This is a genomic window from Nonomuraea sp. NPDC049625 (assembly GCF_040675285.1).
Classification (GTDB): domain Bacteria; phylum Actinomycetota; class Actinomycetes; order Streptosporangiales; family Streptosporangiaceae; genus Nonomuraea; species Nonomuraea angiospora_A.
In genome coordinates this window covers 266,588-284,361 of record NZ_JBFAOQ010000017.1, presented here as the reverse complement: position 1 = coordinate 284,361, position 17,774 = coordinate 266,588, and the positions used below count along the sequence as shown (strand labels likewise).

Genomic DNA, 17,774 nt, shown 5'->3' with positions numbered 1-17,774 from the left:
GTGGTCATCCTTCCTCGCGTGCGGGGCGGCTCTCGCTGCCGCCCTCGTTCGTGTGGTCGAGTAGCGCCCGCAGCCCGCGCACCGGCACCGCGTACCGGCCACCGATACGCAGCACCCGGCACGGAAACTCACCTGCCTTCGCGAGGCGGTATGCCTTGGTGCGGCCCATGCCGAGCAGCCGCCCGGCCGCGAGCAGGCTGATCACCTCCGGCGCCACCTGCACCGAGTGGCCGGTTGGGGTTGTGCTGGTCATGCATCACCTCCATGAGCATTGATGAACAGGACATACGGGCCGCATGGATCGCGCGTCCCCGGCGGGCTGTGGTGTGGGCGCTACGCCCCCAACCCGGGCCCCGCCCGGCCCCGGGCGCGGGGGTGTGACCGCCGTTCATCGACGGACGGCCACAACCCCCGGCTCGGGGTCCGGTACCGGGGCGGGCGGGTGGCAGGCGGTATCGACGCCCACCTCCACGGCCCGCGTCAAGCGAAATCCGCAGGTCCACGCCAGCGCCCCAGCGCCCGGCCCGAATCCGGGCCAGGAACCGGGGGCTACGCGGGGCTACTCCAGCTCGTGGACGGTTGCCAGTGCAGAGCCAGGATCGAGCTCGGCCGACGAACCCTTGGGTTCCTGCTGAAGATCCTTCAGTTTCCGTGAACCCGCCGGTATCTCAGACCGGCGAAACACGAGCAGATCCTCATGCGCGACGGCGTGAATCGGCATGCCGCGTGCCCACCCCTTGCGCGCTTCATGGAGCTGGAAGAACGACGCCCGATTCAGCAACCGACCCTCGCCGAGCCCACACAGGAGGCACACGATCCGATCCACGAACACCAACCCGGCCTCCTCGGCCAGGCGGTGGACGTGGCCGGGCAGGTCAACCAACTCGCCGCGTACGCGGTAGGGCCGGACCGTGATCGCCGCGACGCCGCCCGGCCGCAGCAGCGTCACGCATCCGGCCAGGATGCGGCCGAACCCCTCCAGCAGGTGCGGGAGCTGCTGGTGAGCGAGGTTGGCGCGGTCGGCCGAGTAGCGCTGGTTCCACTTGCGCACGCCCGGCTCGCCGGTATCGCGGGTGGAGCGGATGTGCCCGTGCGTGGCCGCCCCGTACGGCGGCGAGGTCAGCACCAGCGCCGCCCGCCCTACCAGGTCAGGCAGCAGCCGGGCAATGTGCCGGGAGTCCCCGGCCATCACCCGCCCGAAGCCGGGCGCCCCGTTCTTCTTGCCGTGGCCGAGATTGGCGACCGCCAGACGCGCCCACCGCTCCTCGAACTCCACACCTGCGGCATGCCTGCCGAGGTGAACGGCCTCGACAAGGGTGGTGCCGATCCCGCACATAGGATCGAGCACCAACTCACCGGGGGTGGTGTAGGTCTCGATCACTCGGGCCGCGATCGAGGGCAGCATCTTGCCCGGATGCCGCATCGACTCCGGCACATACCGGCCCTTGCGTTGAACCCGCGACGGCCGCTGCCCCGTCGCCCACACCGACGTCGTCACCTCCACCATCAACCCTCACCCCCAGCCAGCTCAGTGCACTCGGTGGGCTCCGTGGAATCGGTGGACTCGGTAGCGCCAGGCGCAGTGAACAGCAGCACGTCCCAGTGCACCCGGGCACTCGCCGGCAACCCCGCACACTCCGGCAGCCCCTCGATCGCAGCCAGGGCTCGACGAGAGAGACCCGGGGCGATACGTTCGCCACGAGCGGGATGCCGCAGAGCGATGACGTGCTGCAGATACACCAGCCCCGCCTCCCGGGCGAGCGCGATGATCTCGGGGACCGGGTCAGCCACATCGCCTTCACAGTGCAGGCCGGTGACCACCACTAGATGCCCGCCCGGCTTGACCAGCCCCGCCGCACGAGCGACATCGAAGACCTCGGCCTCGGCTTCAGGTTCGGGTTCGGACTCCGGCCGGCCGGTGGCGTGGCCCACGGGCTGCCGGCAGGTCTGCTCGGCCACCACCAGCCCCGCGCCGCTCGCGAGGTCAGCCAGCACCCAGGCTTCATCGCCGGGCTCGGTGACGCGCAGGTCGGTGACCTCCAGGTCGTAGTCGGGATGGGTGCGCGCGAGGCAGCTCCAGGACACCCCCGCGCGGGCCACGTCGGTGAAGACGGCCACCGGCAGGCAGCCCGCCGTCAGAGCGGCCGAAACGAGCTGGTGATCGCTCGCGCCGAGATGAACCACGGTGTCGCCCAGCCGCGTACACGCCGCGACCAGATGCCGGGCCAACAGGCCGCTGACCGGATGGCAGCACCCTGCCCGGCAGGTCGCAGCCGACTCGGTGTCGGCTGCTGCCAGCCACACCGACAGCGGCAGATGCCCCCGGCCCGCCTCCTGACCCTCCCGGAACAGCAGAAGACCGGGCTCGCCGAGCTGGGCGTCCGGTCCGGACGCGGTGGACAAGGGTCCAGCCGGGGCAGCCCCCGGAGCGGCAGAAGAACTGGTGGATGCGGATGCGGTTGAGGTGATGATGGGCTTGGTCATGTGGGTGTGGCCCAAAGTGCCGGGCCACCGATCCCTGTCACTATTCCAAATACCTGCCGCGAGACCGAAGTTCGGACAGGGCCTCACGCAAAGATTCGGCAAGATCAACGGTGTGCGGTCTCGCGCCCCTGCCGGACAGCACCGGCCAGAACACCCCGGCTACTCATTCACAACCTATGGACAACCGTGCCGGTCAACCCCTGGCCAGATCACCGGCTGTCTCGCCAGGAACCACGAATGGCCGCGCCTCACCTGCGTAATTCACCCTCCGCACCCGACTAATCACGCCCACAATGGCGGGGCGTGGGGGTGGATGCCTGGCGGGCGTCCGGCCCGTACAGACGGATGTACAACCCGGCGTGCCACCTCCACCGGGCCCGCGTCCACACTCCCACTCTCCTCATCCGACGCACACCATGAAGCAAGTTTTCGCAGGTCACAGCGCTTTCGGACATCTTCCGGGCAACACTCGTCACCGGCTCCACCACGGCTGGTGTCCTGTGACAGCGAAGGCTGAGCATTGTCACCGAAGGTTGATGACCACTAGTTTCGTGCCACCGAAGATTGAGTGACGCGTCGCCAGTCGTCAGGAGTGACGGTGGAGGAACTCGCGGTTGATCACGGTGATCCGGCTCATGGCGGGTTTGAGCTGGACTTCTACCACGATGGCGTGCGGTGTCGTAGACCGCTGGGAGCCAGCTGGAGCGTCCGGTTTGAGCAGGTGCCGCCGGTGCGTCCCTTCGGCTGGTCCAAGGGGGGAACGAGTTTCGCGGGCTGGTATTACTCGGTCACGAACACTGATCACATCGGGTACGAGTCCTGGCTGGAGCGCGACCGGCTGATCCTGCTCGATGCGGATCCCGAGGTGAGGGGCATTGCCTCGCAACCGTTCTGGCTGCACTGGCATGACGGGGTGCGCCAGCGTCGGCACGCCCCGGACTACTTCGTCCGGTTGGCGGACGGCCGCGGGCGAGTCATCGACGTTCGTGCCGATGATCAGATCGACGACGCGACGGCGCAGGCGTTTGAGGCCAGCGAGCGGGCCTGCCGGGCAGTGGGCTGGGAGTTCGCACGGGTCGGCGTTCCCGATCCGGTGTTGATGGCGAACATGCGATGGTTGGCCCGCTATCGCAGGCGCCGCTGCGTTGATCGTCGAGACGTCGCCGATGAACTCGTACGCGTCTTCGGCGGGCCGGCGCCGTTGCGGGTCGGGGCCTGCTCAGTGGGTGACCCGCTCATGGTGCTGCCGGTGCTGTTTCACCTGCTCTGGACGGGCGTGCTGGTCGCGGACATCAGTACGCGGTTGCTGGGATCCGACAGTCTGGTGCACGCGGCGAAGGTGGCGGGCCGGTGAGTCGGCTGGCGCGTCCGGCCCGGCTGATGGTCGGCGAGCGGGTGCGGTTCGATGGGCAGGTCCGCGTCGTGCTGGCGGTCTCGGGCCACGCGGTGATGCTGTCTGAGCTCGGTGGCCAGCCTAGGGTGGTGCCGCCGGCTTTGCTGTTCGCCGATGACGACTTTGAGATCGTGGACAGCGCAGGGCGGGTGCCGATGCCTGCGGTGTCCTTGCTGGAGACGCTGCCCCCACCTGTGCTGGAGAAGGCGCTGTGGTGGGAGAGTCACATCCTGGAGGTCTTGCACGGGCTGCCACCGGATGCGCCCGGCGATGCCGAGCCGCGACCGGAGTATGCGCCGACGAGGTCGCTGACGTCCCGGGAGAAGGCCAAGGCGGTCGAACTGACGACCGCCGGGCATCGAGTGAGCGCAAGTACGGTGGCCAACTATCGCCGCCGCTATGAGAGCGGCGGCGTGCTCGGCCTGGCCGATCATCGCCCGATGCGCAAGAGGCCCCAGTACGGGACCGTGGACGATCGGGTGGTCGCGGCGATGCGGCAGGCCATCGCCGAGGCCGTGGACGCCTCCACCCGCACCGGGTCGTTCCTGCTCTGGCGGACCGGCGAACTTCTGCGCGAGCAGGGTGAGCCGGTCGAGCTGCCGTCGCAGCGCACGCTCTATCGGCTGCTGGCCAAGTTGACCGCTGGCACCCACACCACCGGCTCTGCCGTCACCCGAAGATCGCGGGCGCATGGTGCGCAAGCGCCGTTCGGGGAGTTGCCCGCCTTCGCCCCGGGCGAGGTGATGCAGATCGACTCCACCCCGCTGGATGTGCTGGTCCGGCTGGATGACGGCGTGGCGGGCAAGGTCGAGCTCACGGGCATGATCGATGTCGCGACCCGGACGGTGACCGCCGCGGTGCTGCGGCCGGCCACCAAGTCGGTCGACGCGAGTGTGCTGCTGGCCCGCACGCTCACCCCGGAGCTGATGCGGCCGGGCTGGGTGGAGGCGTTGCGCATGTCGCGCTCGGTGCTGCCGCACCGTCGGCTGCTGAGCCTGGATGAGCGGCTAGAGCACGCGGCGGCGCGGCCGGTGATCGTGCCAGAGATGATCGTCTGCGATCACGGCAAGGTCTTCATCTCCCGCAACTTCCTCGCTTCCTGCCGGTTCCTGGAGATTGACGTTCAGCCTGCGCACAAGGGCTCGCCGTTCGAGAAGGGCCACATCGAGAAGATGCTGAGCTCGGTGGGCACGCTGTTCGCCCAGTTCGTCTCCGGCTACACCGGCCGCAACAGCGACCGGCGCGGACGGCACCTGGACAAGCAGCCCATCTGGTCCCTGCTGGAGTTGCAGGAGCTTCTGGATGAGTGGCTGGTCGCCAAGTGGCAAAACCGCAGGCACGACGGGTTGCGCGACCCGATCCACCCGGGCAGGTCGTTCACCCCGAATGAGAAATACGCCGCGCTGGTCGAGATCTGCGGCTACGTCCCGGTCGCGCTCACCGGCACCGATTACATCGAGCTGCTGCCCGCCATCTGGCGCGCGGTCAACGACTACGGCATCAAGATCAGCCGCCGCACCTACGACGGCCCCGGCCTGATCCGGCGCCAGGACTCCGGGGTCCGGGCCAAGAAGGGACTCTGGGAGGTCCATCACGATCCCTACGACGTCTCCCGGATCTGGGTGCGCAACCACCACGGCGACGGCGAGTGGATCGAGGCGCGGTGGAAGCACCTGCACCGCGTCCCCGTCCCGTTCGGCGAGCTGGCCTGGGATCACGTCAGCCAGAGTCTGCCCCGGGCCACCGAGGTTGAAATCGCCGATGCGGTCGCCGCGCTACTGGCCAAGGCCGGCGCCGGACCCGAGCAACCGGCCAAGCCCGGCACCCGGCGCACCGCGCGGGACCGGCAGGTCGCGGCCCGCACCCGCGCCACCACAACCAGCGCACCTTCTGTTCCGCAGCCAGTCACGCCCACCGAAGCAGATGCCGAAGCAGATGCCGAACCAGACGCCGAACCAGGCCAGGGCCCGGCCGAGACCACAGACGAGCCGCTGGCCAAGGTGATCCCGCTGGGACTGTTCGACCCACTGGAAAACCCCTGGAGACGCTCGTGAGCGACCGCGGCCACCTCACCGGCACCGCCCTGCAGGCCACGGACGAGCAGTCCGGGCAGCACCTGACCACCATCCCCGGCTGGCGGCGGTCGCTGGCAGAGCCCCCTGCCCCGCCCGCCCTGCTGAACGCCGCCGACTACGCTCGGTTACCCGGCATCGAGCGCGACGCCTACGACGAAGCCCGGCTCGACCACCACGCGCGGCTGCTGGTGGTGGCCACCTCCGCCGTCCGCCATACGGTGACTTGCGGGCGGCGCCTGGTGCTGCTCAACCGGCACGCGATCAGCGCCCGCCGGGGGCTGATCGTTTCCGGCCCGGCCGGCACTGGCAAGACCATCGCCATCACCCAGCTCGGACGCGCCCACGAACTGCTGGATCGTGCCCGTCACCCGCACTGATGGCGCTTCGCGGGAACGGCTCTGGCGATCTTTGTGTGGTGCCGTCACAGGCAGTGGTCGAGGCTCCCGCCTGTGACTGATCGCAATCGTGTAACTGGCCGCGTATAGGCGCGGCCGCCCCGTGAGGATCTTGTTCGACCAAGAACGTGATCATCACCTGAGCGGCCGCGAGGTTCATTGTGCCCTGTGCGCAGCATGCGGTGGCGGGCGATGCCTGCTACCTGCGGATGTTCTTCCCCCACCTGGCCGAACTCCTCGTCGAGGAGGTGACCGATCACGGTGACTACGTGTTGGTCACGGCACACACCAGCGGCGAGCCGGCGCCCTGCCGGGCGTGCGGCACAATCTCGTCACGAGTGCATGGCCGCTACCGTCGGCTGCTGCATGATCTGCCCGCTGCGGGCCGCCCAGTCCTGATCGCGCTCACGATGCGCCGCCTGACCTGCCAGAACCCGGCATGCCCAGTCCGGACGTTCGCCGAGCCCGTGCCCGGTCTCACCCAGCGATATGCCCGCCGCACGAACCTGCTGCGCCGACTCCTGGAGTTGATGGCCCTGGCACTGGCCGGGCGCGCCGCCTCCCGGCTGCTGGAGCGTCTCGGCGTACGCGTCGGCCGGGACACGTTGATCGGTCTGGTCCGCGCCCTGCCCGATCCCGAGATCGGCCAGGTCACCGTGCTCGGGGTCGACGACTTCGCCAAGAAACGTGGGCACTCCTACGCCACCGTGCTGATCAACATGGATACCCACCAGCCCATCGACGTACTGGATGACCGGACCGCCGACGCCCTCGAGCAGTGGTTACGCGACCATCCCGGCGTCCAGGTGATCTGCCGAGACAGGGCCGGAGCCTACGCCGCAGGCGCCAAGGCCGGAGCACCCGAGGCAATTCAAATCGCTGATCGCTTCCATCTCTGGCAGAACCTCTGCGACATGGTCGAGAAGACCGTCATCGCCTGCCGCGCCGACCTTCGCCAACCTCACCCCGACGACGCTGAACCCGCCCAGGAGAATTCCGGCGACCAACAACTCGACAACGCGCTCACACCAGAGCCGATGCCGGATCAGACGCCGGCCACCGAATGCCGACTGATCGTCCGGACCCGTGAACGCTACGCCGCGGTGCAGGAACTGGCCGCCAAGGGCTGGACGATCTCGGCGATCGCACGGAAGCTACGCCTGGACCGGCACACCATCCGCAAGTTCGCCCGCGCCGAGTCTGTCGAGGACCTGCTGACCAAGGCCACCGGACGATCCGACCTACTCACCCCCTACCAGCCCTACCTGCTGGAACGCTTCCGCGGCGGCTGCACCGACGCCGCCCGCCTCACCCAAGAGATCCGGGCACAGGGATACCGCGGCAGCCCGCAGACCGTCCGCAAGTACCTGCACCCGTTCCGATCTGCGGCCACAGCCGCCCACACCCCGTCATCGGCCCCGACCGTTCGCGAGGTCACCAGGTGGATCACCAGCCACCCCGAACACCTGACCACCGACGACCAGACCAGACTCGCCGACCTACGATCCCGCAGCCCCCGCCTGGACGCCACCGCCAGCCACGTCACCACCTTCGCGACCATGATGACCACACTGACCGGCACGAAGGAGAGCCTGCACGCGTGGATGGCCGCCGTCGACGCCGACGACCTGCCCGCCCTGCACTCCTTCACCCACGGCCTCCGCCGCGACCTGGACGCCGTCGTCAACGGCCTCACCCTGCCCTACTCATCAGGCGCTGTGGAAGGCAACGTGACGAGGGTCAAGAACCTCAAGAGGAGCCGCTACGGCCGAGCCAACCTCGACCTACTAAGAAAGATCATCTTGTGCGCCCACTGAAGCTCACCATCGGTTACGCCACCACACAAAGATCGCCAGAGCCATCATCGCGTAGCCGCATCACGAACGAGCGCCGCGCCTGCTCGGCCTGGTCCGCACCGATGTGCCAGGCGGGGGTCATGCTGCCCGGTCCCCTGGGCGGGGGCAGAGGGCCGGGCTGGTGGAGGTGATCCATCGTGTGTCTTCCTTTCCTCGGGTGACAGAGACCGGTGAGGGGCGAGGGGATGGGGGTTATGGGGTGGCCGCCCGGCTGGCGGCTCGAGGGTTCGCTCGCCCAGGCCGAGGAGGCGCGGGCGGGCAGGCCGGACGGTAGGTGGCGGGCGATGGCCGCGCCGGGGATGGGACCGCGATCAACGGCAACCCCACCTCGTGCGGGCCCGCGCCCGTGAGACGCCGGTCATCCGCACCGCCTGCGCTATCGGCTCGGCCTTGTGCTTCTCGCCGGTTCAAGGCGGGGATGAGGGAGGCCAACCCTGCCCACCGCGCGGCGGCGACACGGGCAGGCTGCTTGGTGGCGGCCAAGAACCTCGCGATGGCGAGGTCCCGTTGCCAACCCATCAGCTCGAACCGGGAACCGCCCGCGCACGGCGTCACGGGCGGTTACCCTCGGCCGAGGCCCGATCGTTCGCGGTAGCTGAGGTGCCGGTGTCGGCCGGAGGGGCGTTGTGATCGGAGGGGAGGGCGAGCACCTCGGCGAGCTTCTCGGTCGCGTCCAGGAAGGCACGCGCACCACCTCTGCGGGACTCGGCCATCGCCAGGGCGAACAAGCCGCCGTTGTTCACCGGGCGGGCGTTGATCAGCAACTCCCGTGCCCGTTGCCGCACGGTCAACAGCGCGGTCGCGCCGTCGACCGTCTCCTCGCGACCGTGGGTGAGGTCGGTGACCTGCAGCCACCACGACATCCGCTGGTAGGCGTAGGCGATACGGGCCAGGTCCTTGTCGCGCAACGTGCCTTCATCGTCAAGGGAGGCGATGCGGTTGAGAGCCTCGCCGAGTTCCCAGCGGGCGGCGTTGGCGTGGTGAACTGCCAGGTCTTCGAGTCGTCCCATGATGATCTCCTTGATTGGGGGTTGGTGACATGGAAGGGGTGTCGTCCGGGCTGGGTGCCACGCCCAGCCCTCGCCTGGACCGGTCGCCGGGCATCGGTCCGGATCGGGGGTTAAGCAGACGTGCGGCGGGTCTGTCCGCCCCTCCACCGGGGCACATTCGAGGGATGGGGCTGTGGCACCTCGTACGGGGGGGCGTAAGGCTGCGGCCATCCGGTACGGCCCCGCGCTGGGGCCGTACCGAACGCCGGGCTGTGGGTCAGGCTGTGGCCAGCAGCCGGAACGCGCGAGCCTTGAGTTTGGCGTTGTCGTGGTCATCCAGCAGGGCCCGCTCCGCCCGCACCGTCGCCACGTCGCGGCTGCCGAACACCGGGCTCTTGTGGTCCAGCCGCTCGGTCACCGCGTTGTACGCGGCCCAACGCGTGTTACGGATCGGCTCCTGAGTCGGAGCCTGCGCGAACAGGTACTCCAGATCCCGCATCGTCAGGTCGTGATTACGCTTCGCCAGCTCTTTCGCGTCGGCCGGAAGGGGGTGCAGGCGGGCAGCGAACTGCCGGAACTCCTTCACATCCATCGGCATGGCAAGAAGCTTCTCGGCCTCAGCGGCGAACGCTTCGCCGTGCTTCCAGGTCAGTTTCAGCGCCTCACGCGCCTCGGCGATGCGCCCGGCCACGTTGCCGGTATGCCGGACGGTGAACTTCGAGGCGTGGTTCGCGAGCGCGGCCCGTTCGGTGTTCGCGCACACCACCCGGACCGGGGTCGCGACCGTGACGAACGCCCCCCACCCGTCATGCCGGGAGAACGCCGCCAGGTACAGGTCGAGCTGATCGAACCCGCCGACCATGAGCGGCTCGGGCAGGCGCATCGTGACGAACACCCGGCGTCCGCCGTTCAGCGAGCCGCCTGTGTCGAAGATCGCCCCCGATTCGTCTACGAGGGTCTGCAGGAAGCCAGTGACGTCCTCGTTCTGCAGGACCTGGTAGTCCCTACCGACACGGCCGAGACGTTCGGGCTGGCCGGTTACCGGGTTGGTGCGCACCACGAGGAAGTCCTCGTCCGTGACGACCGGCAGGCCGGTGACCGGGTCGGTGACCTGGCCGACCGGCACCTTGCGCACGTTCCACCCGGCGAGCTGGGCGTGGAACAGCAGTTCCTCGGCGGTCATCGGGCCGGGCGCGGTATAGCCGAGCCCGTGCCAACCCGGCTTCCCAGCGGCGGCGAACCCGGCCGAACCGTTGGCGAAGATCTCGATTTCGTGAGCCATGACAGTGCCTTCCTGATGCGTGGTTCTGATGTGTGGGCATGCGAAACAGACGCGATGCCGCGTTGGGGGTGTAGTGGGTCCGGCTCCGCCGTGTCGGGGCCGGTGTGCCGGTGATCAGCGGGTGGCAGGGGGTTGCCGCCCGGCGGGCGGTTGCGGGTGGGGTGGGATGACTGGCCGGTTTATGGGTGCGAGCGGGGCTGTAGGGGTGCCCTGCCCGCTACCGGTCCGGGGCGGGCGGGCCGGTAGGGGCGGCCCACCCACCCCCCGGCTCAGCCGCCGTAGGCGTCGGCCCCCACGGTGTCCTCGTCCTTGTCCGCCTCGGCGGGCGTCCCGGGCTCAGCCGCGATATCGGTGGGGGTGGCGGTGGGAGCGAGGGCGAACCTGCGGGGCCGCTCGCACGTCAGTACCGCATCCCCGAGGCTGATCAGGCGGTCCAACGCGTTGGCCACCGCACCGGACGAACGGTCCAGCGCCCGCCCGATCTCATACGGGGTGAAGTCCTTGTCCGGGAACTCGATCAGGTGCGCGTGAACCATGTCCCGCAACGCACCCGGCCGGACCCCGTCCCCCGCACCCGCGCCGCTAGCGGCACCCGGACGGGCCTCCGCTGGGCGGGTCGGGGCGGCGGTGGTGCCGGTCAGCGCCGCCCGCGCGTTACGGTGCGCCGAGGCGACCTTCGTCATGGCCATTTCCAGGCACCCCAACGCCATCACAGCATTCCCCTGATCCTTGGCCATGATCGTTCCGCTGAACAGGTCCACCAGCTCCGTCAGTTCGGCCCGCACGCGTGCCCATGCCGGATCATCGGTCACCGGCTCCGGCTTCACCTCGGACGGGTCGGCGTCGGGAGCTGGGGCAGATTCACTATCCGCCCAATCCAGCGCCTCGCCGGTCGTCCCGTTGGCGCTCAGGCCCTCCGGCTGACTGTCCTCCTCGCCGGTCAGGGCCTCCTCTTCGGTCAGCTCGTCCGCCGGGGGAAGGTCGGCCGCATCGGCGGCGGGGAGTGCCTCCTTGTCCGGTGCGCCCTCGGCGTCACCGTCCTGGGTGTCGGCGTCCGACGCGGTCGGCTCGGCGGGCGTGACGTCCGGAGTTCCGTCGTCCAGCACTTCGCTGATCGGGGGGGCAGCGTCCGGGGCGGACGCTTCGGCCGTGTCGGTGGTGATCGGGTACCACCGGTCCGCCGCACGACCCCGCGTCTGACCGTCGTTCACCCCCGGCTCACGGCGGGCGCGCCCGTCGGCCTCGATCTGGTTGAGGATCTTGCCTGCAACCATCCGGCTCAAACCGGCCGCCGCCCCGATCAACGTGGCCGACGCGCCCGGCTCGGCGTTCAGCGCCGCCCACACCGCCGCCATACGGGCGTCCGCGTCCGTGGCGGGGTCGGTGTCCGTGGCGGCGGTGCCGGGGCCCTCAGGGGCCACCACAGGCGCGGCGGTGGCGGGAATAGCGACAGCGGTTTCGGTGCCAGCGGGGACGGTTTCGGTAGCGGTCATTTCCGGGGTGTGAATAGCCATTGCGTGACGCCCTTTCCGGTCGCATTACCGGCTCTCGTTCGGGCCGGTGTTTTTCGTTTACGCCACGACCATCCCTCGCATATAGCGCCGACGGCAAGTCGACCGGGCCATTTTTGTGTCACCCCAACGGCTGGAGAGGCTAACCTAATAATCCAACCACTGATCTGCGAAAACACCTCGCGAGAAGTCTAAATGATCGGCTTGACATTAGACGTCAGTCCAGCTCTTCACCTATTTCACCGGACGATGGCTAACGATGCCCGATTGCCCGAATGCCGCGCTAAAGAATCCGCGAGATTAACACGCATCCCGGTTGACACGCATTGCAGATCGAGCGTCCATGGAATTAGGCGGTAAACACCGCCGACACGGCACCTGAATAACACTCCGGGAAAACGCCGCTTTTAGGGCAACCGGCAGGCCCACACGTTCAACCAGCTCTACCGCTCACTCGTCGGTCATGCAGATCCCCCTGCCCAACGCACCCGCCGACGCCCCCGCTCTCCCCCTCACGATCGAGTGGACCTACCTCCGTCCCCGCCCCACCAGCCCCGACACCCCCACCCCGGAAACCAGCCTCCCCGCCGACATCGCCGCACTGATCCGCCCACATCGCCATCCACCCACACCGCACCACGCCGGGCGACACCACGGACGCCACGAACGCGTATGAGGGGACCCACACGCCCGCCACCGTGTAACCCCGACCCCCGGTCAAACGTACGGCCCTGGCACCGCCTCACGGCGGCACCGGGGCCGTACGCGTCCCCGGCCGTGCCGCCCCTCCGCACGTCAGACACCGCACGACTGCTCAAGACGAAGACGCTGCTCGCCGCTCACGGCGAGGTCAGGCTCAGGGGCCGGCCTGCGGCCAGGGCGCGGGCCGGCAAATACTGCTGGCAGGAGGGAGGCGAAGAGACCAAAGCGACGGAGAGAACCGAGTAGCACAGCCAGCCACGAAACATACGCGCACACATATTCAAGGACTCGTCCTTAGACGAGTCGGGCCGCCCAACGCTATGCCCGAAACCGGCGAGAACCGCGAAAACAGCAGGGGTACGGGGCAGCGATCTTAAGCACTAATACGAACGCTACCCCTATTTCCCGTATGGAAATCTGCTCCCATCTGACACGCACCTTCGCTGCCGACCATGCCCTAGAGCGAACGCGGGACCCAGGCTGACGTAGCCGTCTTCCCGGCCCCAGGGGTGGGTTCGCCTCGCCCTCGACGCAAGGCGAACCCACCCAGGTTCGCCCATCCGGCACCCCCCTCCGCGCCGGACGGGCGGGCCGGTATCAACGCCCACCTGCACCCCAGGTGTCAAGCCCGCGCCCGGCCACCGCACGCGGGCTCATCACCGCTCAGGCGGCAACGGCAACGGCCACCACTGCTGCCGTGGGCTTCGACCGGACCCGGCGGTGGCGATGCCCTCCCACTGACTCGTCCCGGCCAGCCAGGCGATCCTGTCTCCCGACGTGCCCCGCTGAACGCGAACGGTCCCGACGCTTTCTCCACGGCCACAACGACCACCCGTGCAGCCACCACGCCACCCGCGCCCGATCGGTTGCCGGAACGGCCCACGTGCCCGTCCCGGACCGCTCGGCGGCCAACGCGGCAACGGCCCCGGACGGCGGTGCACCAGCCGCGACGGTGCCGCTCAGCCCCACTCCTGCACCCCCACGCGAACCGCTCACCCTCGCCCAGCTCACGCCAGGCTCCGCCGAAAGCTGCTCGGCCACGGTCGGCAACCCCGGGCCAGGCTCTGGCACGCCGCCCTCGATCAGGCCGGACGCAACCGAGCCGGACCCCGACAACGGCTCGGTCGCGTTTGGCCCAGTCGAGTTCGGCTTGGGCGGGATGGATGGCAAGGCCTGACGGAGTTCCTGCGGCCCGGTCGCACTGATCACCACCTGCTTGCCCCGCATCGCGAGCCACCGATACCTCACGACCAGGAAAGCCCAATCAGGCCAATCCCGGCGCAACCCGGCCAGCGCCCGCTGCGCCCACGGCTCCTGACCGAACGCGGACACCTGGCCCGCCCCCTGCCTCACCTCGGCCTCCCGCAAACCCACGGAAGGGTCCAAGCCAACAACCTCCACCCCGCCAACCGAGCCTCGCCTACTCACCGCGACCATCAAACCGTCCGACAGGTTGTCCGGCATATCACCGGCAGATACCTCGCAGCCCATCGACGCGGAGCCGATACCAGCGGCAGCACACCCGGCTCTCATCGCGATCACCCTGGTGGACCCGGATACCAGTTCATGCGAACCACTCGACACCGCCCCTGCCAAACCGACCCAGGCCGCCTCACCCGCCGAGACCGGCTGACCCGGCTCGCCAGTGAGGGCCAGCTCCGCCCACACCGCGTGCCCGGTGACCGCATCACCCGCCGCCCCCACCCGGACCGCCAGCTCAACCACCCCGGCCAAACCCCGCCCATGCTCGGCAACCTCAGGTACCGAGCCGCGCGTACGGGTAAAGTCCGGAGCCTGGCCGCCGCCCAGGTCATAAACCACGATCCGGGCCACCGCCACCCCGCGCAGCACCTCCACCACGAAGAACCCCCGCGCCTGCCCCGAACGCGTATGGTTCAGCGCGTTGCTGACCAGCTCGGCCGTCACCCACTTCGCGTCCTCCACCCGCCCGGTGTCAGCCAGCAACTGGCCCACCATCCGACGCGCGGCAGCCGACTGATCCCCCCGCCCCGCAAACGCCCGCCGCCAGGCCATTCCGCTCCACACCTGCCGCGAACGGTACGTCGACATCACCAGCCCCGGAGCCAGATCCGGAAACTCCTCCCCACGCGGCTGCTGGTACATCGGCGAGGCGATGAGCTGGCTCTGCTCGCCCGAGACGGTGTGCTGCGTGCGATCGTCCATGCTGACTGTCCCTTTCCGGCCACGCCCCGGCCGATCCGGGAGCGGCCAGCACCATCACCCACCTCGCCGCCCGAATCACACCCCCAACCCGCAACCCCACCCCGGCACTGCGCCGACCAGCACCAACCCCGCACGCCGCCCCATCGCACGCCCGCGCGGTCCCCGGCGATCACCCCACGCAGATGCTTGAGCCTCTCGGCAGAGCCCGCCTACCGTCCCCCAATCCCGTGCCCACGGGGCACCAATGCGCCGTCGCACGGCGAACGAAAAAGAGGGGCTCACACATGTCCGGCACCGGCTATCAGACGCTTCTCGACTGCCGCCGCCGCAGCCGATACCTGCGCCAGCACGGTTTCACCATCGACCAGATCGCCGTCATCCTCGGCCTCGACCACCCCGCCACACCACTACGCCTCTACCGCCACGCCGCCGGACTCACCGCCGCCCAAGTAGTCGCCGCCTACCACCACCTCGCCGACACCACCGGAGCAGGACTGCGCGAATCCCGCCTCTACGACCACGAGAACTGGCCCGAGACAGGCCGGCGTCCCTCCCTCTACACCCTGCGCCTCCTGGCCCGCATCTACGCCACCCAGCCTGCCCACCTGCTCACCCCCGCCATGCTGGCCACCTACACCCCGCGCGACCAGCACGCCCTACGCCGAACAGATGGATAAGACCGGGGCCTGACCAGGGCCTCTGCGTCGCCCGCTTATCGCCCGCAGGACCGGCTGACTAACGCACGAATCGCTCATAAACCTGCCGGGCCTGCGGACTCGGCACCGCGTCGATCTCCGCCAGCCGCTCCCGCAGCAGCTCGAACGAGCGCCGTACCGCAGGCAGCCGTCCCAGCTCGCCATGGACCGACATAATCCCGCACCACAGCACCTCGCTGTGCGGGTCGATGCGCTCCACCGCCAGCATGAGCACATCCAGCGCGCGATCCGGATCGGCCTTGCGCCGCGACTCAGCCAGCCGGGCGGCGGCATCGACAGCCTGCGTCTGTACAGCCTGGCGCAGGGGAAGCACCCACAGATCATCACGTCCGGCCAGCAACGGCCCCCGGTACAAAGCCAGCATCTCCTGCAACGCAGCAATCCGAACAGGCTCCTCCTCCGCGGTGCCCGCCCGGACGAAGGCTTCCTCAAACCGCCAATAGTCCACATCGAAGTACGCGGCCGCCAGCTGGCGCCGCTGCCGCACCTTCACCACGAACTTCACCCCCACCGCAAGACCAGACGCCTGTCGCATCACCTGGTTGAGCTGCCGAACCGCCGACTCCAGCAGACGCCCGCCGCGCTCACCATCGCCCGGCCACAACGTGTCGATGATGCCCTCCGTCGAGACCCCCTCCCGTGACGTCGACAGCAACGCAAACAGATCGGCCGCCTCCGCACGACCGAAAGAAACCTCCGCCCTCCCCCACGACAACCGCGGCACTCCCAGCACCTCGGCCTTCGCCTTCCCCAGCGCCGCCACGAACCCGGGCACCGTCAGCACCGCGGAAGGAGCAGCTGATGCTGTGCCCTCCGAGTCGGTGACGCCCGTCTGGCCAGCGTCTGGCTCGGCCTTGCCCAACCGGGACACGTCGACGTCCGCTTCCTGTTCGGTCTTCTCTTCTGCTTCCTCGGTGCGGCAGTCGCCGGCAACGAACCCCGCCACGGCAGCGTCAATCTCAGGCGCCTCCGCAGAGACCGCGGTCACCAAGCTGTCGTCTCCCCTGCCATCACAGCGCCCGGCAGTAAGCCCGCCCGAAGTACCCGCAACCGCCAAGCCCGGCCGAAAGCGCCGGCGGACGATCAGCACGGCGCCCAGCAGCATGACTAGCAGCCCGAACACCAGCGCAGCGCCGAGCGGCTGCCCCACGTCAGACGAAGCCCCCACGCGCTGGCCCGTCGCAGCGCCTTCGCCACCAGTCGCCGTAGGCGACGGAGATGATCGAGCTACCGAAGGTGACGGGGCGGGCAACGGCGCAGCGGTCGGACTCAGTCGCTCCTCACGCCGCGGCGGGCGTGAGGCGTTGTCCTGACCTTGCCGGTGATTGACGCGCCTGGCGTTGTTACCTCGGGCCGAGACGGTTTTCGACGGCCGATCCGGCCGCGGCAGCGCCTCCAGCTGCCCGCGCGGCCCGCCTCCCCCTCGGTCCATACTCGGCACAGGCGCAGGCATAGGCGCTGGCGTGGACGGCTTCTCCCTGGAGAGCGAGCCCTTCGGCATCGAACGCGCCCGGGACCTCGGAGACGACGCCGTTTTCGCCGGCACACGCCGAGCCTCCGCAATCCGCTTGTCGAGATCAACTGCTCGGCCCTCTGCCAGGTCCCCGTGTACCAGCGCGCACAGCTTCTCGATGTCGAACATCTGGTGCCCCTGCTCCGGGACCGACTCCGACGGACAATACGGATCCACACGCGCCACAGCCACGCTTGGACCACCCAGCAAAACGACCATCAACGCGCCCGCGATGATAAATCGGCCCAAAAACCCGGAACCTTCGCACTTCCAGTGGCTTGGAAGGCATTCCCGAATCACCAGGCTCCTCCAGAGGGGTTGACTACATCATCCCGATCTACCACCGCGCCCTTCGCATCACGCCACGGAAATAGAATGCAATTCACAAAGGCTTGAAATCGTGCCGCGCCCCGTGCTTGCGGCCCCATTCCAGCACGCCGGGCTCAGCCTCGACGACAGTGGCATAGGAGCCTACGAGCTTCGCCACGGGCAAGGCGATCACGCCGGGACCGGTGCCCAGGTCCAGGACCCGCTACATGCCTTCGAGGTCAGAGACTGAAACGCTCGGCGAGCGCGTCGTAGAAAGCGGGACGGCAGCCGGACTGGCATTTCGCGTTTCACACGGCGGTGGAGGCGAACACCTCATCGAGCGTGTCGGGCCTTACTTCACATCA

Annotated in this window: 13 protein-coding genes; 5 read left to right on the top strand and 8 right to left on the bottom strand. The window is 68.9% G+C overall.

Annotation, left to right across the window (positions count from 1 at the left end; translation table 11 throughout):
• Window positions 1-4: 4 nt before the first annotated feature.
• The 3 genes from AB0J87_RS50500 to AB0J87_RS50490 all read right to left on the bottom strand — a co-directional run bounded on the left by AB0J87_RS50500 (window position 5) and on the right by AB0J87_RS50490 (window position 2,484).
• The gene (locus tag AB0J87_RS50500) at window positions 5-253 is read right to left on the bottom strand and encodes a helix-turn-helix domain-containing protein (protein WP_363979726.1); all 249 of its coding nucleotides are present in this window, start codon (window positions 251-253) and stop codon (window positions 5-7) included.
• A 306-nt stretch (window positions 254-559) separates the two neighbouring features.
• Complete coding sequence (locus AB0J87_RS50495) at window positions 560-1,507, bottom strand: DNA methyltransferase (protein ID WP_363979723.1); 948 nt, start codon at window positions 1,505-1,507, stop codon at window positions 560-562.
• Window positions 1,507-2,484 carry a hypothetical protein gene (locus AB0J87_RS50490; RefSeq protein WP_363979720.1) on the bottom strand — a complete coding sequence of 326 codons (978 nt, stop codon included), beginning with the start codon at window positions 2,482-2,484 and terminating at the stop codon, window positions 1,507-1,509. Before AB0J87_RS50490 ends, AB0J87_RS50495 begins: the two co-directional genes overlap by 1 nt.
• Window positions 2,485-3,082: 598 nt before the next feature.
• Here AB0J87_RS50490 and AB0J87_RS50485 point away from each other — a divergent pair.
• The 4 genes from AB0J87_RS50485 (at window position 3,083) to AB0J87_RS50470 (ending at window position 8,164) form a co-directional block, all read left to right on the top strand.
• A complete protein-coding gene (locus AB0J87_RS50485; protein ID WP_363979717.1) occupies window positions 3,083-3,838 on the top strand; it encodes a TnsA-like heteromeric transposase endonuclease subunit in 756 nt (251 codons plus the stop codon).
• A complete protein-coding gene (locus tag AB0J87_RS50480) occupies window positions 3,835-5,931 on the top strand; it encodes an integrase (protein WP_363979714.1) in 2,097 nt (698 codons plus the stop codon). The genes AB0J87_RS50485 and AB0J87_RS50480 overlap by 4 nt, the downstream gene beginning before the upstream one ends.
• Complete coding sequence (locus AB0J87_RS50475; protein WP_363979711.1) at window positions 5,928-6,329, top strand: hypothetical protein; 402 nt, start codon at window positions 5,928-5,930, stop codon at window positions 6,327-6,329. The genes AB0J87_RS50480 and AB0J87_RS50475 overlap by 4 nt, the downstream gene beginning before the upstream one ends.
• A 200-nt stretch (window positions 6,330-6,529) precedes the next feature.
• Complete coding sequence (locus tag AB0J87_RS50470; protein WP_363979708.1) at window positions 6,530-8,164, top strand: ISL3 family transposase; 1,635 nt, start codon at window positions 6,530-6,532, stop codon at window positions 8,162-8,164.
• Window positions 8,165-8,754: 590 nt separating this feature from the next.
• Here the strand turns inward: AB0J87_RS50470 and AB0J87_RS50465 are convergent.
• The 4 genes from AB0J87_RS50465 to AB0J87_RS50450 all read right to left on the bottom strand — a co-directional run bounded on the left by AB0J87_RS50465 (window position 8,755) and on the right by AB0J87_RS50450 (window position 14,871).
• Window positions 8,755-9,213 (bottom strand): hypothetical protein, encoded by a 459-nt coding sequence (locus AB0J87_RS50465; protein ID WP_363979705.1) that lies wholly within the window; start codon window positions 9,211-9,213, stop codon window positions 8,755-8,757.
• 256 nt (window positions 9,214-9,469) lie between these two features.
• Window positions 9,470-10,474 carry a DUF932 domain-containing protein gene (locus AB0J87_RS50460; RefSeq protein WP_363979702.1) on the bottom strand — a complete coding sequence of 335 codons (1,005 nt, stop codon included), beginning with the start codon at window positions 10,472-10,474 and terminating at the stop codon, window positions 9,470-9,472.
• Window positions 10,475-10,743: 269 nt separating this feature from the next.
• Window positions 10,744-11,988: a hypothetical protein gene (locus AB0J87_RS50455; RefSeq protein WP_363979699.1), complete on the bottom strand. Its 1,245-nt coding sequence runs from the start codon at window positions 11,986-11,988 to the stop codon at window positions 10,744-10,746.
• Window positions 11,989-13,350: 1,362 nt separating this feature from the next.
• Window positions 13,351-14,871, bottom strand: a complete 1,521-nt coding sequence (locus AB0J87_RS50450) for an ATP-binding protein (protein ID WP_363979696.1) — start codon at window positions 14,869-14,871, stop codon at window positions 13,351-13,353.
• A gap of 284 nt (window positions 14,872-15,155) precedes the next feature.
• On the opposite strand from AB0J87_RS50450, the gene AB0J87_RS50445 reads away from it, so the two are divergent.
• Window positions 15,156-15,548, top strand: a complete 393-nt coding sequence (locus tag AB0J87_RS50445; protein WP_363979693.1) for a hypothetical protein — start codon at window positions 15,156-15,158, stop codon at window positions 15,546-15,548.
• Window positions 15,549-15,606: 58 nt separating this feature from the next.
• On the opposite strand, the gene AB0J87_RS50440 is transcribed toward AB0J87_RS50445, so the two are convergent.
• On the bottom strand, window positions 15,607-16,737 hold the full coding sequence (locus tag AB0J87_RS50440) for a bacterial transcriptional activator domain-containing protein (protein ID WP_363979691.1): 1,131 nt from the start codon (window positions 16,735-16,737) through the stop codon (window positions 15,607-15,609).
• Window positions 16,738-17,774 lie beyond the last annotated feature (1,037 nt).

Excerpts from the sequence above, each read along its gene's own strand:
- AB0J87_RS50495 (WP_363979723.1), bottom strand. The coding sequence starts at position 1,507 with ATGGTGGAGGTGACGACGTCGGTGTGGGCGACGGGGCAGCGGCCGTCG.
- AB0J87_RS50465 (WP_363979705.1), bottom strand. The coding sequence starts at position 9,213 with ATGGGACGACTCGAAGACCTGGCAGTTCACCACGCCAACGCCGCCCGC.
- AB0J87_RS50455 (WP_363979699.1), bottom strand. The coding sequence starts at position 11,988 with ATGGCTATTCACACCCCGGAAATGACCGCTACCGAAACCGTCCCCGCT.
- AB0J87_RS50450 (WP_363979696.1), bottom strand. The coding sequence starts at position 14,871 with ATGGACGATCGCACGCAGCACACCGTCTCGGGCGAGCAGAGCCAGCTC.
- AB0J87_RS50445 (WP_363979693.1), top strand. The coding sequence starts at position 15,156 with ATGTCCGGCACCGGCTATCAGACGCTTCTCGACTGCCGCCGCCGCAGC.
- AB0J87_RS50460 (WP_363979702.1), bottom strand. The coding sequence starts at position 10,474 with ATGGCTCACGAAATCGAGATCTTCGCCAACGGTTCGGCCGGGTTCGCC.
- AB0J87_RS50500 (WP_363979726.1), bottom strand. The coding sequence starts at position 253 with ATGACCAGCACAACCCCAACCGGCCACTCGGTGCAGGTGGCGCCGGAG.
- AB0J87_RS50490 (WP_363979720.1), bottom strand. The coding sequence starts at position 2,484 with ATGACCAAGCCCATCATCACCTCAACCGCATCCGCATCCACCAGTTCT.